At 41.6% G+C, this 15,901-nt stretch carries 3 protein-coding genes, 13 tRNA genes and 6 rRNA genes; all 22 read left to right on the plus strand.

What is annotated here, in order from left to right; all coding sequences use genetic code 11:
- Nucleotides 1-14 precede the first annotated feature (14 nt).
- Nucleotides 15-554: an anaerobic ribonucleoside-triphosphate reductase activating protein gene (gene nrdG / locus ACTG45_RS01005; protein ID WP_021382529.1), complete on the plus strand. Its 540-nt coding sequence runs from the start codon at nucleotides 15-17 to the stop codon at nucleotides 552-554.
- Between the two features lie 803 nt (nucleotides 555-1,357).
- Nucleotides 1,358-2,860: ribosomal RNA gene (locus tag ACTG45_RS01010) — 16S ribosomal RNA — on the plus strand.
- Between the two features lie 55 nt (nucleotides 2,861-2,915).
- A tRNA-Ala gene (locus ACTG45_RS01015) sits at nucleotides 2,916-2,991 on the plus strand.
- Between the two features lie 311 nt (nucleotides 2,992-3,302).
- A 23S ribosomal RNA gene (locus ACTG45_RS01020) occupies nucleotides 3,303-6,199 on the plus strand.
- 200 nt (nucleotides 6,200-6,399) lie between these two features.
- A 5S ribosomal RNA gene (rrf, locus tag ACTG45_RS01025) occupies nucleotides 6,400-6,516 on the plus strand.
- Between the two features lie 5 nt (nucleotides 6,517-6,521).
- Nucleotides 6,522-6,610 (plus strand) — tRNA-Leu (locus tag ACTG45_RS01030).
- Between the two features lie 11 nt (nucleotides 6,611-6,621).
- Nucleotides 6,622-6,698, plus strand: a tRNA-Ile gene (locus ACTG45_RS01035).
- 110 nt (nucleotides 6,699-6,808) lie between these two features.
- A 16S ribosomal RNA gene (locus ACTG45_RS01040) occupies nucleotides 6,809-8,311 on the plus strand.
- Between the two features lie 55 nt (nucleotides 8,312-8,366).
- Nucleotides 8,367-8,442: transfer RNA gene (locus ACTG45_RS01045), tRNA-Ala, on the plus strand.
- A 311-nt stretch (nucleotides 8,443-8,753) separates the two neighbouring features.
- Nucleotides 8,754-11,650: ribosomal RNA gene (locus ACTG45_RS01050) — 23S ribosomal RNA — on the plus strand.
- A gap of 130 nt (nucleotides 11,651-11,780) precedes the next feature.
- Nucleotides 11,781-11,897: ribosomal RNA gene (gene rrf / locus ACTG45_RS01055) — 5S ribosomal RNA — on the plus strand.
- Together the 16S, 23S and 5S rRNA genes with 13 tRNA genes alongside form the textbook arrangement of a ribosomal RNA operon.
- A 6-nt stretch (nucleotides 11,898-11,903) precedes the next feature.
- A tRNA-Asn gene (locus ACTG45_RS01060) sits at nucleotides 11,904-11,978 on the plus strand.
- A 5-nt stretch (nucleotides 11,979-11,983) separates the two neighbouring features.
- Nucleotides 11,984-12,069: transfer RNA gene (locus ACTG45_RS01065), tRNA-Leu, on the plus strand.
- 15 nt (nucleotides 12,070-12,084) lie between these two features.
- Nucleotides 12,085-12,160: transfer RNA gene (locus tag ACTG45_RS01070), tRNA-Met, on the plus strand.
- Between the two features lie 15 nt (nucleotides 12,161-12,175).
- Nucleotides 12,176-12,250: transfer RNA gene (locus ACTG45_RS01075), tRNA-Glu, on the plus strand.
- A 9-nt stretch (nucleotides 12,251-12,259) separates the two neighbouring features.
- Nucleotides 12,260-12,333, plus strand: a tRNA-Gly gene (locus ACTG45_RS01080).
- A gap of 5 nt (nucleotides 12,334-12,338) precedes the next feature.
- Nucleotides 12,339-12,414, plus strand: a tRNA-Val gene (locus ACTG45_RS01085).
- Between the two features lie 5 nt (nucleotides 12,415-12,419).
- A tRNA-Asp gene (locus tag ACTG45_RS01090) sits at nucleotides 12,420-12,496 on the plus strand.
- A 10-nt stretch (nucleotides 12,497-12,506) separates the two neighbouring features.
- Nucleotides 12,507-12,581: transfer RNA gene (locus ACTG45_RS01095), tRNA-Gly, on the plus strand.
- Nucleotides 12,582-12,590: 9 nt separating this feature from the next.
- Nucleotides 12,591-12,664: transfer RNA gene (locus tag ACTG45_RS01100), tRNA-Arg, on the plus strand.
- A gap of 926 nt (nucleotides 12,665-13,590) precedes the next feature.
- Nucleotides 13,591-14,430 (plus strand): diadenylate cyclase CdaA, encoded by an 840-nt coding sequence (gene cdaA, locus ACTG45_RS01105; protein ID WP_021382536.1) that lies wholly within the window; start codon nucleotides 13,591-13,593, stop codon nucleotides 14,428-14,430.
- Entirely contained in the window at nucleotides 14,427-15,608 is a 1,182-nt protein-coding gene (locus ACTG45_RS01110) for a CdaR family protein (protein ID WP_479917878.1), read from the plus strand. Before cdaA ends, ACTG45_RS01110 begins: the two co-directional genes overlap by 4 nt.
- Nucleotides 15,609-15,901 lie beyond the last annotated feature (293 nt).

Raw genomic sequence — 15,901 nt, forward strand, 5'->3', positions numbered from 1 at the left:
TTGGAGGAATAGTTATGAAAATAAGAATGTCATCTACTATAAGTCATGACAGTATAGTTGATGGACCAGGATTAAGGATGGTAATATGGACTCAAGGATGTATCCATAATTGTAAAGAATGCCATAATCCTCAGACACACGATTTATGTGGGGGATTTTATATGGATACAGAAGAAATTATAAATAAGATAAAATCATTAAAGTTACAAAAGGGTATTACATTATCAGGGGGAGAACCATTTTTACAACCGGAACCATTAGAAGAAATTGCAAAAGAAGCTAAAAGAAACGGATTGGATGTATGGTCATATACTGGATTTACATTTGAGCAGTTATTAGATAAGAAAAATAGTAGATATTTTAAAAATCTAAATTTACTAAAACAAATTGATATTTTAGTAGATGGAAAATTTATAGCTGAGAAAAAAGATATAAGTTTAAAGTTTAGAGGTTCATCAAATCAAAGAATAATTGATGTACAAAAAAGTTTGAAATATAAAAAAGTATTTTTAGTTGAACAATACATGAAAGATGATTTATCTATAGCAGAATAAAATATAAATAGATGGGAGTAAATATATTAATATATTTACTCCCATCTATCTTTATGTAATGTCTTAAATTTGTATTATATTAAGATATAATGGTTAAATAAAAATACTCATTGTGTTATTCTAATTTAACTATTTTATAAGTTAGATTAGTTTAATGTATAGTTTCTAAAAATATATCAGATATGAAGTAATGGATTCTTTGCTAAGAAACTAGAATATTCAATTGGGATTTAAAGATATTTAATTACTATAGTAGAAATATTTAAATAAATGATTAAATGTTGATAAGTATCTTAAAAAGTTACTTACCTAGTATTACTAATATTAGTATTAAGTATCTTAAAAAATAGAAAAGGTTTAAAATAGGTATTTTAACTGAATTTCTTGGTTTGTATTTAGCTTAGAAATAAATTTTATAATATAAATCAGTCGAATGAATAAGGCTAATTACATATAAAGTATGTATTTGTATAAAAAATATTAAATTTTGTAATTTGTGGATAAATATGTTTATAATGTGGATAATATTTAATGTAATAAGTTAAAACAATATGAATCAGTTGTTTATAATGTGGATAATATAACCATATATAGATAAATAAGATATTTGAAAATAAAAAATGTAAAAAAAGTTATTGACTCTAAAAGGAAAAGTTGGTATAGTAATACTTGTCCTCAAGAAAAGGGCAAACAGATAAAGCATAAAGAACTTTGAAAATTAAACAGTAGGTTAATTTATAAACAAGAAACAAACCATAAAGCCAGATATTTTGATAACAATAGTATCTGAGCCTGATAAACTTTTATTTGAGAGTTTGATCCTGGCTCAGGATGAACGCTGGCGGCGTGCCTAACACATGCAAGTTGAGCGATTTACTTCGGTAAAGAGCGGCGGACGGGTGAGTAACGCGTGGGTAACCTACCCTGTACACACGGATAACATACCGAAAGGTATGCTAATACGGGATAATATATTTGAGAGGCATCTCTTAAATATCAAAGGTGAGCCAGTACAGGATGGACCCGCGTCTGATTAGCTAGTTGGTAAGGTAACGGCTTACCAAGGCGACGATCAGTAGCCGACCTGAGAGGGTGATCGGCCACATTGGAACTGAGACACGGTCCAAACTCCTACGGGAGGCAGCAGTGGGGAATATTGCACAATGGGCGAAAGCCTGATGCAGCAACGCCGCGTGAGTGATGAAGGCCTTCGGGTCGTAAAACTCTGTCCTCAAGGAAGATAATGACGGTACTTGAGGAGGAAGCCCCGGCTAACTACGTGCCAGCAGCCGCGGTAATACGTAGGGGGCTAGCGTTATCCGGATTTACTGGGCGTAAAGGGTGCGTAGGCGGTCTTTCAAGTCAGGAGTGAAAGGCTACGGCTCAACCGTAGTAAGCTCTTGAAACTGGGAGACTTGAGTGCAGGAGAGGAGAGTGGAATTCCTAGTGTAGCGGTGAAATGCGTAGATATTAGGAGGAACACCAGTTGCGAAGGCGGCTCTCTGGACTGTAACTGACGCTGAGGCACGAAAGCGTGGGGAGCAAACAGGATTAGATACCCTGGTAGTCCACGCTGTAAACGATGAGTACTAGGTGTCGGGGGTTACCCCCCTCGGTGCCGCAGCTAACGCATTAAGTACTCCGCCTGGGAAGTACGCTCGCAAGAGTGAAACTCAAAGGAATTGACGGGGACCCGCACAAGTAGCGGAGCATGTGGTTTAATTCGAAGCAACGCGAAGAACCTTACCTAAGCTTGACATCCCAATGACATCTCCTTAATCGGAGAGTTCCCTTCGGGGACATTGGTGACAGGTGGTGCATGGTTGTCGTCAGCTCGTGTCGTGAGATGTTGGGTTAAGTCCCGCAACGAGCGCAACCCTTGTCTTTAGTTGCCATCATTAAGTTGGGCACTCTAGAGAGACTGCCAGGGATAACCTGGAGGAAGGTGGGGATGACGTCAAATCATCATGCCCCTTATGCTTAGGGCTACACACGTGCTACAATGGGTAGTACAGAGGGTTGCCAAGCCGTAAGGTGGAGCTAATCCCTTAAAGCTACTCTCAGTTCGGATTGTAGGCTGAAACTCGCCTACATGAAGCTGGAGTTACTAGTAATCGCAGATCAGAATGCTGCGGTGAATGCGTTCCCGGGTCTTGTACACACCGCCCGTCACACCACGGGAGTTGGAGACGCCCGAAGCCGATTATCTAACCTTTTGGAAGAAGTCGTCGAAGGTGGAATCAATAACTGGGGTGAAGTCGTAACAAGGTAGCCGTATCGGAAGGTGCGGCTGGATCACCTCCTTTCTAAGGAGAATTGCCTACTGTTTAATTTTGAAAGTTCTTTATGAACTTCATATTTGGGGGTGTAGCTCAGTTGGGAGAGCACTTGCCTTGCAAGCAAGGGGTCAGGAGTTCGACTCTCCTCATCTCCACCATTTAAGAGCATATTACTTAAATCTTTGATTTATATAGTAGACTCTTACATTGCACTTTAAGCTTATTTTTATACAAGCCTTGTGCGTTAGCGCCTTAAGCAACAGAATAAACTGAACGAATGTGAAGTTTGTTTGTTGGCGACGTGCATTAGCACTTTAAGCAACAGGATTTATCCGTTGCCACTGTGCGTTAGTACTTTGAAAACTGCATATATATTTAGTGATATGACATCTAATTTGTAATATATAAAGCTGATAACTTTTTAAAATTATCAAGTTGATAGACTTTAATCTATCAAACCTTTTTAACTGGTCAAGTTATTAAGGGTGCAGGGCGGATGCCTTGGCACTAGGAGCCGATGAAGGACGTGATAAGCTGCGATAAGCTTCGGGGAGTTGCACGTAAACTTTGATCCGAAGATTTCCGAATGAGGAAACTCACTTAGAGTAATGTCTAAGTATCATTAAGTGAATACATAGCTTAATGAGGGGAACTCAGGGAACTGAAACATCTAAGTACCTGAAGGAAGAGAAAGAAATTCGATTCCGTAAGTAGCGGCGAGCGAACGCGGAATAGCCCAAACCAATAAAGTTTTCTTTATTGGGGTTGCGGACATATCATAACGAAGAGGTATCGTAATTGAAGAGGTTTGGAAAGACCCACCACAGAAGGTAATAGTCCTGTATGTTAAACGAGAAGACTTCAGATATGATCCAGAGTACCACGGGACACGTGAAACCCTGTGGGAAGCAGGAGGGACCACCCTCCAAGGCTAAATACTACCTAGTGACCGATAGCGTATAGTACCGTGAGGGAAAGGTGAAAAGAACCCCGGGAGGGGAGTGAAATAGAACCTGAAACCCTGCACTTACAAGCTGTGGAAGCACATTTCTTGTGTGACCGCGTACTTTTTGTAGAACGGGCCAACGAGTTACGTTAAGTAGCAAGGTTAAGCACTTAAGGTGTGGAGCCGTAGCGAAAGCGAGTTTTAACTGAGCGTTCAGTTACTTGACGTAGACCCGAAACCGGGCGACCTACCCATGAGCAGGATGAAGCGAAAGTAAAATTTCGTGGAGGTCCGAACCCACGAGCGTTGAAAAGCTCGGGGATGACTTGTGGGTAGCGGTGAAATTCCAATCGAGCCCGGAGATAGCTGGTTCTCCCCGAAATAGCTTTAGGGCTAGCCTCAAGGTGAGAGATACGGAGGTAGAGCACTGAATGTCCTAGGGGGTATTGCACCTACCGAAGACTATCAAACTCCGAATGCCGTCATCTTATACTTGGGAGTCAGACTGTGGGTGATAAGATTCATAGTCGAAAGGGCAACAGCCCAGATCGTCAGCTAAGGTCCCTAAATGTAAGTTAAGTGGTAAAGGATGTGGGATTGCACAGACAACCAGGATGTTGGCTTAGAAGCAGCCACTCATTCAAAGAGTGCGTAATAGCTCACTGGTCGAGTGATCCTGCGCCGAAGATTTCCGGGGCTAAAACTTACTACCGAAGCTACGGCATCATTATGATGGGTAGGGGAGCTTCCCATACGGGTTGAAGCATGACCGTAAGGACATGTGGACAGTATGGGAGTGAGAATGTTGGCATGAGTAGCGAGATGTGGGTGAGAATCCCACAGGCCGTAAACCCAAGGTTTCCAGGGGAAGGTTCGTCCGCCCTGGGTTAGTCGGGACCTAAGCTGAGGCCGAAAGGCGTAGGTGATGGACAACAGGTTGATATTCCTGTACTACCGATAACCGTTTGAGAGATGGGATGACACAGTAGGATAAGCTAAGCACACTGTTGGTTATGTGTGCCCAAGCATTGAGGCAGTCAGAGTAGGTAAATCCGCTTTGATAATGCTGGGATGTGATGGGGAGCGAAATTTAGTAGCGAAGTAGCTGATTTCACACTGTCAAGAAAAGTCTCTATCGAGGTTAAAGGTACCCGTACCGCAAACCGACACAGGTGGGTGAGGAGAGTATCCTAAGGCCCGCGAGAGAACTGTTGTTAAGGAACTCGGCAAAATGACCCCGTAACTTAGGGATAAGGGGTGCCACCATCCGGTGGCCGCAGAGAATAGGCCCAAGCGACTGTTTACCAAAAACATAGGTTTCTGCTAAGTCGCAAGACGATGTATAGGAGCTGACGCCTGCCCGGTGCTGGAAGGTTAAGGGGATCTGTTAGAGCAATCGAAGCAGTGAACTTAAGCCCCAGTAAACGGCGGCCGTAACTATAACGGTCCTAAGGTAGCGAAATTCCTTGTCGGGTAAGTTCCGACCCGCACGAAAGGCGTAACGATTTGGGCACTGTCTCAACAACAGACTCGGTGAAATTGTAATTCCGGTGAAGATGCCGGATACCTGCGACAGGACGGAAAGACCCCATGGAGCTTTACTGTAGCTTGACATTGGGTCTTGGTACTACATGTACAGGATAGGTGGGAGGCTTTGAAACCAGGACGCCAGTTTTGGCGGAGCCATCCTTGGGATACCACCCTTGTAGTACTGGGACTCTAACCATAGGCCATGAATCTGGTCTTGGGACACTGTCAGGTGGGCAGTTTGACTGGGGCGGTCGCCTCCCAAAAGGTAACGGAGGCGCTCAAAGGTTCTCTCAGTACGGTCGGAAATCGTACGTAGAGTGTAAAGGCAAAAGAGAGCTTGATTGCAAGACATACAGGTCGAGCAAGGATGAAAATCGGACTTAGTGATCCGGTGGTTCTGCGTGGAAGGGCCATCGCTCAACGGATAAAAGCTACCCTGGGGATAACAGGCTTATCTCCCCCAAGAGTCCACATCGACGGGGAGGTTTGGCACCTCGATGTCGGCTCATCACATCCTGGGGCTGTAGTAGGTCCCAAGGGTTGGGCTGTTCGCCCATTAAAGTGGTACGCGAGCTGGGTTCAGAACGTCGTGAGACAGTTCGGTCCCTATCCGTCGCAGGCGTAGGAAATTTGAGAAGACCTGTCCTTAGTACGAGAGGACCGGGATGGACGTACCTCTGGTGTACCAGTTGTTCTGCCAAGGGCATGGCTGGGTAGCTATGTACGGAATGGATAAGCGCTGAAAGCATCTAAGCGCGAAGCCAACTTCAAGATAAGATTTCCCACCGCAAGGGTAAGACCCCAGAAAGACTATCTGGTTGATAGGTCGAAGGTGTAAGTGCAGCAATGTATTTAGCTTATCGATACTAATAGGTCGAGGACTTGACCAAATTATTTGATGTCTATTCAATAAAATATATGTGTAGTTTTTAGAGTGCTAACTCTATATGTTTAAACTTGTCAAAAATTATAGATTTTTAGTAGTTTTATAAACTAAAGAATCGAATAAAAAAAGTATTGACATAATAAGACAAAGATGTTATTATAATACTTGTCTTAGAAAAAAGTTAAATGAAAATTTAGACAATAATCTGGTTATAATAGCAGAGAGGATACACCTGTTCCCATTCCGAACACAGAAGTTAAGCTCTCTAGCGCTGATGGTACTTGGTGGGAAACTGCCTGGGAGAGTAGGACATAGCCAGGTGATGTGCCGAAGTGGCGGAACTGGCAGACGCACAGGACTTAAAATCCTGCGGGACTTACCTCTCGTACCGGTTCGATTCCGGTCTTCGGCACCACAAATTATTGTGGGCCATTAGCTCAGTTGGTTAGAGCGCCCGGCTCATAACCGGTAGGTCTGGGGTTCGAGTCCCTGATGGCCCACCACAATAATTTAAAGAACTTTGAAAATTAAACAGTAGGTTAATTTATAAAACAAGAAACAAACCATAAAGCCAGATATTTTGATAACAATAGTATCTGAGCCTGATAAACTTTTATTTGAGAGTTTGATCCTGGCTCAGGATGAACGCTGGCGGCGTGCCTAACACATGCAAGTTGAGCGATTTACTTCGGTAAAGAGCGGCGGACGGGTGAGTAACGCGTGGGTAACCTACCCTGTACACACGGATAACATACCGAAAGGTATGCTAATACGGGATAACATATTTGAGAGGCATCTCTTAAATATCAAAGGTGAGCCAGTACAGGATGGACCCGCGTCTGATTAGCTAGTTGGTAAGGTAACGGCTTACCAAGGCGACGATCAGTAGCCGACCTGAGAGGGTGATCGGCCACATTGGAACTGAGACACGGTCCAAACTCCTACGGGAGGCAGCAGTGGGGAATATTGCACAATGGGCGAAAGCCTGATGCAGCAACGCCGCGTGAGTGATGAAGGCCTTCGGGTCGTAAAACTCTGTCCTCAAGGAAGATAATGACGGTACTTGAGGAGGAAGCCCCGGCTAACTACGTGCCAGCAGCCGCGGTAATACGTAGGGGGCTAGCGTTATCCGGATTTACTGGGCGTAAAGGGTGCGTAGGCGGTCTTTCAAGTCAGGAGTGAAAGGCTACGGCTCAACCGTAGTAAGCTCTTGAAACTGGGAGACTTGAGTGCAGGAGAGGAGAGTGGAATTCCTAGTGTAGCGGTGAAATGCGTAGATATTAGGAGGAACACCAGTTGCGAAGGCGGCTCTCTGGACTGTAACTGACGCTGAGGCACGAAAGCGTGGGGAGCAAACAGGATTAGATACCCTGGTAGTCCACGCTGTAAACGATGAGTACTAGGTGTCGGGGGTTACCCCCCTCGGTGCCGCAGCTAACGCATTAAGTACTCCGCCTGGGAAGTACGCTCGCAAGAGTGAAACTCAAAGGAATTGACGGGGACCCGCACAAGTAGCGGAGCATGTGGTTTAATTCGAAGCAACGCGAAGAACCTTACCTAAGCTTGACATCCCAATGACATCTCCTTAATCGGAGACTTCCCTTCGGGGACATTGGTGACAGGTGGTGCATGGTTGTCGTCAGCTCGTGTCGTGAGATGTTGGGTTAAGTCCCGCAACGAGCGCAACCCTTGTCTTTAGTTGCCATCATTAAGTTGGGCACTCTAGAGAGACTGCCAGGGATAACCTGGAGGAAGGTGGGGATGACGTCAAATCATCATGCCCCTTATGCTTAGGGCTACACACGTGCTACAATGGGTAGTACAGAGGGTTGCCAAGCCGTAAGGTGGAGCTAATCCCTTAAAGCTACTCTCAGTTCGGATTGTAGGCTGAAACTCGCCTACATGAAGCTGGAGTTACTAGTAATCGCAGATCAGAATGCTGCGGTGAATGCGTTCCCGGGTCTTGTACACACCGCCCGTCACACCACGGGAGTTGGAGACGCCCGAAGCCGATTATCTAACCTTTTGGAAGAAGTCGTCGAAGGTGGAATCAATAACTGGGGTGAAGTCGTAACAAGGTAGCCGTATCGGAAGGTGCGGCTGGATCACCTCCTTTCTAAGGAGAATTGCCTACTGTTTAATTTTGAAAGTTCTTTATGAACTTCATATTTGGGGGTGTAGCTCAGTTGGGAGAGCACTTGCCTTGCAAGCAAGGGGTCAGGAGTTCGACTCTCCTCATCTCCACCATTTAAGAGCATATTACTTAAATCTTTGATTTATCTAGTAGACTCTTACATTGCACTTTAAGCTTATTTTTATACAAGCCTTGTGCATTAGCACCTTAAGCAACAGAATAAACTGAACGAATGTGAAGTTTGTTTGTTGGCGACGTGCGTTAGCACTTTAAGCAACGGGATTTATCCGTTGGCGTTGTGCGTTAGCACTTTGAAAACTGCATATATATTTAGTGATATGACATCTAATTTGTAAGATATAAAGCTGATAACTTTTTAAAATTATCAAGTTGATAGACTTTAATCTATCAAACCTTTTTAACTGGTCAAGTTATTAAGGGTGCAGGGCGGATGCCTTGGCACTAGGAGCCGATGAAGGACGTGATAAGCTGCGATAAGCTTCGGGGAGTTGCACGTAAACTTTGATCCGAAGATTTCCGAATGAGGAAACTCACTTAGAGTAATGTCTAAGTATCATTAAGTGAATACATAGCTTAATGAGGGGAACTCAGGGAACTGAAACATCTAAGTACCTGAAGGAAGAGAAAGAAATTCGATTCCGTAAGTAGCGGCGAGCGAACGCGGAATAGCCCAAACCAATAAAGTTTTCTTTATTGGGGTTGCGGACATATCATAACGAAGAGGTATCGTAATTGAAGAGGTTTGGAAAGACCCACCACAGAAGGTAATAGTCCTGTATGTTAAACGAGAAGACTTCAGATATGATCCAGAGTACCACGGGACACGTGAAACCCTGTGGGAAGCAGGAGGGACCACCCTCCAAGGCTAAATACTACCTAGTGACCGATAGCGTATAGTACCGTGAGGGAAAGGTGAAAAGAACCCCGGGAGGGGAGTGAAATAGAACCTGAAACCCTGCACTTACAAGCTGTGGAAGCACATTTCTTGTGTGACCGCGTACTTTTTGTAGAACGGGCCAACGAGTTACGTTAAGTAGCAAGGTTAAGCACTTAAGGTGTGGAGCCGTAGCGAAAGCGAGTTTTAACTGAGCGTTCAGTTACTTGACGTAGACCCGAAACCGGGCGACCTACCCATGAGCAGGATGAAGCGAAAGTAAAATTTCGTGGAGGTCCGAACCCACGAGCGTTGAAAAGCTCGGGGATGACTTGTGGGTAGCGGTGAAATTCCAATCGAGCCCGGAGATAGCTGGTTCTCCCCGAAATAGCTTTAGGGCTAGCCTCAAGGTGAGAGATACGGAGGTAGAGCACTGAATGTCCTAGGGGGTATTGCACCTACCGAAGACTATCAAACTCCGAATGCCGTCATCTTATACTTGGGAGTCAGACTGTGGGTGATAAGATTCATAGTCGAAAGGGCAACAGCCCAGATCGTCAGCTAAGGTCCCTAAATGTAAGTTAAGTGGTAAAGGATGTGGGATTGCACAGACAACCAGGATGTTGGCTTAGAAGCAGCCACTCATTCAAAGAGTGCGTAATAGCTCACTGGTCGAGTGATCCTGCGCCGAAGATTTCCGGGGCTAAAACTTACTACCGAAGCTACGGCATCATTATGATGGGTAGGGGAGCTTCCCATACGGGTTGAAGCATGACCGTAAGGACATGTGGACAGTATGGGAGTGAGAATGTTGGCATGAGTAGCGAGATGTGGGTGAGAATCCCACAGGCCGTAAACCCAAGGTTTCCAGGGGAAGGTTCGTCCGCCCTGGGTTAGTCGGGACCTAAGCTGAGGCCGAAAGGCGTAGGTGATGGACAACAGGTTGATATTCCTGTACTACCGATAACCGTTTGAGAGATGGGATGACACAGTAGGATAAGCTAAGCACACTGTTGGTTATGTGTGCCCAAGCATTGAGGCAGTCAGAGTAGGTAAATCCGCTTTGATAATGCTGGGATGTGATGGGGAGCGAAATTTAGTAGCGAAGTAGCTGATTTCACACTGTCAAGAAAAGTCTCTATCGAGGTTAAAGGTACCCGTACCGCAAACCGACACAGGTGGGTGAGGAGAGTATCCTAAGGCCCGCGAGAGAACTGTTGTTAAGGAACTCGGCAAAATGACCCCGTAACTTAGGGATAAGGGGTGCCACCATCCGGTGGCCGCAGAGAATAGGCCCAAGCGACTGTTTACCAAAAACATAGGTTTCTGCTAAGTCGCAAGACGATGTATAGGAGCTGACGCCTGCCCGGTGCTGGAAGGTTAAGGGGATCTGTTAGAGCAATCGAAGCAGTGAACTTAAGCCCCAGTAAACGGCGGCCGTAACTATAACGGTCCTAAGGTAGCGAAATTCCTTGTCGGGTAAGTTCCGACCCGCACGAAAGGCGTAACGATTTGGGCACTGTCTCAACAACAGACTCGGTGAAATTGTAATTCCGGTGAAGATGCCGGATACCTGCGACAGGACGGAAAGACCCCATGGAGCTTTACTGTAGCTTGACATTGGGTCTTGGTACTACATGTACAGGATAGGTGGGAGGCTTTGAAACCAGGACGCCAGTTTTGGCGGAGCCATCCTTGGGATACCACCCTTGTAGTACTGGGACTCTAACCATAGGCCATGAATCTGGTCTTGGGACACTGTCAGGTGGGCAGTTTGACTGGGGCGGTCGCCTCCCAAAAGGTAACGGAGGCGCTCAAAGGTTCTCTCAGTACGGTCGGAAATCGTACGTAGAGTGTAAAGGCAAAAGAGAGCTTGATTGCAAGACATACAGGTCGAGCAAGGATGAAAATCGGACTTAGTGATCCGGTGGTTCTGCGTGGAAGGGCCATCGCTCAACGGATAAAAGCTACCCTGGGGATAACAGGCTTATCTCCCCCAAGAGTCCACATCGACGGGGAGGTTTGGCACCTCGATGTCGGCTCATCACATCCTGGGGCTGTAGTAGGTCCCAAGGGTTGGGCTGTTCGCCCATTAAAGTGGTACGCGAGCTGGGTTCAGAACGTCGTGAGACAGTTCGGTCCCTATCCGTCGCAGGCGTAGGAAATTTGAGAAGACCTGTCCTTAGTACGAGAGGACCGGGATGGACGTACCTCTGGTGTACCAGTTGTTCTGCCAAGGGCATGGCTGGGTAGCTATGTACGGAATGGATAAGCGCTGAAAGCATCTAAGCGCGAAGCCAACTTCAAGATAAGATTTCCCACCGCAAGGGTAAGACCCCAGAAAGACTATCTGGTTGATAGGTCGAAGGTGTAAGTGCAGCAATGTATTTAGCTTATCGATACTAATAGGTCGAGGACTTGACCAAATTATTTGATGTCCATTCAGTAAAATATATGTGTAGTTTTTAGAGTACTAACTCTAAGGAAACTAGTATTTACTAGATTCTAAAGTTTAATAGTTATATTAAACATAAAATATATTAAGTATAAAGATTATGTGGTTACAATAGCAGAGAGGATACACCTGTTCCCATTCCGAACACAGAAGTTAAGCTCTCTAGCGCTGATGGTACTTGGTGGGAAACTGCCTGGGAGAGTAGGACGTAGCCACGTTAATGTTCCAAGGTAGCTCAACGGTGGAGCAACCGGCTGTTAACCGGTAGGCTGTGGGTTCGAGCCCCACCCTTGGAGCCAAAAAAGCCGAAGTGGCGGAACTGGCAGACGCACAGGACTTAAAATCCTGCGGGACTTACCTCTCGTACCGGTTCGATTCCGGTCTTCGGCACTTATAAAACAATATCGCGGAGTGGAGCAGTTGGCAGCTCGTCGGGCTCATAACCCGAAGGTCGTAGGTTCGAGTCCTGCCTCCGCAACCATTAAAATATTAAAATGGCTCGTTGGTCAAGAGGTTAAGACACCGCCCTTTCACGGCGGTAACAGGGGTTCAATTCCCCTACGAGTCACCAATTAAATATGCGGGTGTAGCTCAATGGTAGAGTTCTGGCCTTCCAAGCCAGCTGTGAGGGTTCGATCCCCTTCACCCGCTCCAAAAATGGGACCATAGCTCAGCTGGGAGAGCACCTGCCTTACAAGCAGGGGGTCACAGGTTCGAGCCCTGTTGGTCCCACCATTTGCGGCCTGGTAGTTCAGTTGGTTAGAATGCCAGCCTGTCACGCTGGAGGTCGAGGGTTCGAACCCCTTCCAGGTCGCCAAACTAAATAAGCGGGAATAGTTCAGTGGTAGAGCGCAACCTTGCCAAGGTTGAAGTCGCGAGTTCGAATCTCGTTTCCCGCTCCATAATAACTTGGGTGCATAGCTCAGCTGGATAGAGCAACGCCCTTCTAAGGCGTGTGTCCGGGGTTCGAATCCCTGTGCGCTCATTAAGAAAAGTTTACTATATTTTATAGTAAACTTTTATATTGTTTAAAAAGACACAGGATACATGTACATTACCTGTGTCTTTTTCTTTATAAACTTTAAAATATGTAAGAGTTACAGTATATTCATTAATATTGTAAACATATGAATGGTAATGTATAATAGTCTACAAGAAGTTTATGAAACGTATAGTTAGAAGGAGTTATTAACTAGTAGGTAAAGAATATATACATTATATTGTATACTTTAGAATATTAATACATTAGATTACCTTATGAACTTATAGAGTAATTAATTGTACCTATATAATAGATTATAAAAAGTTAAGTATTATAAAGAATTGACAATGTAATGTAACATTTATAGATTATACTAAATGGATTATAATAGTATGAGTGATGAATGTATAAATTTGAGAATGTGTGTTATTTTAGTTATGGAAAATAACTTTTAATAGTAATTTATAGTAACATATTAAAATAAAGTAACATATTAAAATAAATTTATCTAAACTAGGTATAAAGCAAGTTATTACTTTAAGATAAAAATTACATTAATAAGATAATATTAATGATAGATAATCTTTTAATTTTACAATTGATGAGTAGATTATCAAATTTATTGTAGTAAATATATATTAGTTAATGATATATTAAATAGGTTTTATAGCATAAAACTGCGTTAAGGCGCGAGTACTATTTTGTATTCGCGCCTTGATGGTTTGATTTAATTGACTTGAAACTAATTTTAATAAAAATATGTATTTATTGATTGATATTTTTGATGTGTTTAGAGATTATTTAACAATCTCGAAGCATAAAATTAGAATTATTTACACAAAAGTTAAATAGTTTGTATAGAGTTAGATTTATATAGTATAATACATAGTGTAAATAATTAAGAAGTTATCAAACAGGAGGATAAAACTGTGTTAGATATAAATTCTTTTTTAAATGGATTTTTTAATATAATATTAAGAATGAGTATATATGATTTAATTGACATATCTATAGTAGCGTATATTTTTTACAAAATATTTATGTTTATAAAAGATACAAGGGCAGAACAAGTATTTAAAGGAATAATATTTCTTTTATTAGCAACTCAACTTAGTAACACTTTTAAATTGCATACCGTTTATTGGATATCTCTTAAAGCTTTAGATTATGGAGTTATAGCTGCTCTTATAATTTTTCAACCAGAATTTAGAGCAGGACTTGAGCATATAGGAAGAGCAAAGTTTAATTTATTTGGAAAGAATGTAAATACTTCGGAAGAAACTCTTAATAGAAATATAGAGGAAATTGTAGAAGCTTTGTATTCACTTTCTAGACAAAAAATAGGTGCTCTTATCATAATGGAAAGAGAAACTAGAATAAGTGATATAATAAATACAGGAACTATTATTGATGCTGAAATTTCTAGACAGCTATTAATAAATATATTTATACCCAATACCCCATTACACGATGGAGCTGTTGTAATTAGAGATTCTAAGGTAAAGGCAGCTGCATGTTTCTTACCATTGACAGAAAGTAAGGACTTAAGCAAAGACTTAGGTACTAGACATAGAGCGGGAATAGGTGTAAGTGAAGTATCTGACTGTATTACACTGATTGTGTCGGAAGAAACTGGAGGAGTTTCAATTGCTAAGTCAGGTAAATTGTATAGAGATATTTCTAGAGAAAGAATGATGAATATATTACGTAGTAATTTAAAAACAAATACAGAAACAAGAAGTTTTTTCAAAGGTGGTATATTTAAATGATAAACAGACTGAAAAATAATACCAAAATAAAAATAATATCATTTTTAAGTGCAATTGCATTATGGATGTATGTTATGGCTGTGGTTGACCCTGAAGAAACTAAAGGGTTTGAAGATATACCTGTATCTATAAGTAATATGAGTGATTTAAAAGATAAAAATCTTGTTATATATCCAGACGAAAAATTAACAGCAGATGTATATATAAAAGGCAGTTTATCAAAGGTACAAGGTGTTAAAAAAGAAGATATACATGTATATGGAACTATTGAAGACCCAATACAAGGACAGAAAGAAGTGTATTTAAAAGCAAATATTCCTCAAGGTGTCACTATAGAATTTAAGCATGATGTTTTAGTAGTGAATCTTGAAAAAAATATAAAAGAAAAAAGAGATATAAAGGTAGAAGTAAGTGGAAATTCAAAAGGAAATATAAATAAAATTGAACTTAGTAAAGATTTTGTCGATGTGTCGGGTCCAAGGAGTCTAGTTAATGAAGTCAAAAGTGTAAGAGCTAATTTAGATGTTGGAAATAAAACAGAAGATTTTTCTAAAAAATTGGAATTAATCCCATTAAATAGTAAGGGAACTAAGGTTGAAGGTGTAACATTAAGTTCATCTTTTGTAACGGCACAAATAGAACTATTAAAAGAAAAAACTGTACCAATAAGAGTAAATCTAAAAGATAGTAAAGATAATGATGCATTGAAAAACTATAAATTAAGTGCAGAACAAGTTACAATAAAAGGAAAGAAAGAAAATATAGACAAAATAAATTATATTAAGACAAAACCTGTTGATTTAGCTGGTTTGGCTAATGGAGAAGAAAAAGAAGTGAGTTTAGAAGTTCCAGAAGGTATAACTCTTGAGGAGAGTTCTATAACAATAAAATTAAATGAAACAAAACAGTTAAGTGCAGAGTTTCTATATAGTGTAGGGGATATTGAATTAAGAAATATTCCAACAAATATGGATAATCCAAGTATAATTTCTGATGTAGATATAAAAGTTGTTGTAGAATCAACAGAAGATTTAAGTAAGCTAAATAAAAAAGATATTTCGTTGTTTATTGATTTATCAGAAGGGCCTGTAGAAGATAGTAAATATAAAATAAAATATGAAACAACATCTCAATTTAAAAAAATAAATATAGAACCTAATATTGTTGAAGTGGAATGAACAAATATTTCGAATATTTAGTTGTTACAAGATGCGACAAAAAAACCTATAAAATTAAGTTTGTTAATTTTATGTTTTTGTTGCATCTTGTTTATTTTAGTTATATTATAAAATAAGGACAATGAGATATTTGTTAAATCTAAAAAGTATTAGATATATGAAAAAAGACTGATAAATAGATTTAAATAAATATTTTTGAATTAAATATTTCAATTATCCCTAGGAAAACGTTGCTGAACGAGTTATAATTTAATTGAGATATAAAAAGTTCTATTTCAAAAAATTCAAGATGA

It is taken from the genome of Clostridioides sp. LIBA-7602, assembly GCF_056688945.1.

What these genes read in the sequence shown, in the direction of transcription:
- nrdG (WP_021382529.1), top strand. Translation starts at nt 15, where the DNA reads ATGAAAATAAGAATGTCATCTACTATAAGTCATGACAGTATAGTTGAT.
- ACTG45_RS01110 (WP_479917878.1), top strand. Translation starts at nt 14,427, where the DNA reads ATGATAAACAGACTGAAAAATAATACCAAAATAAAAATAATATCATTT.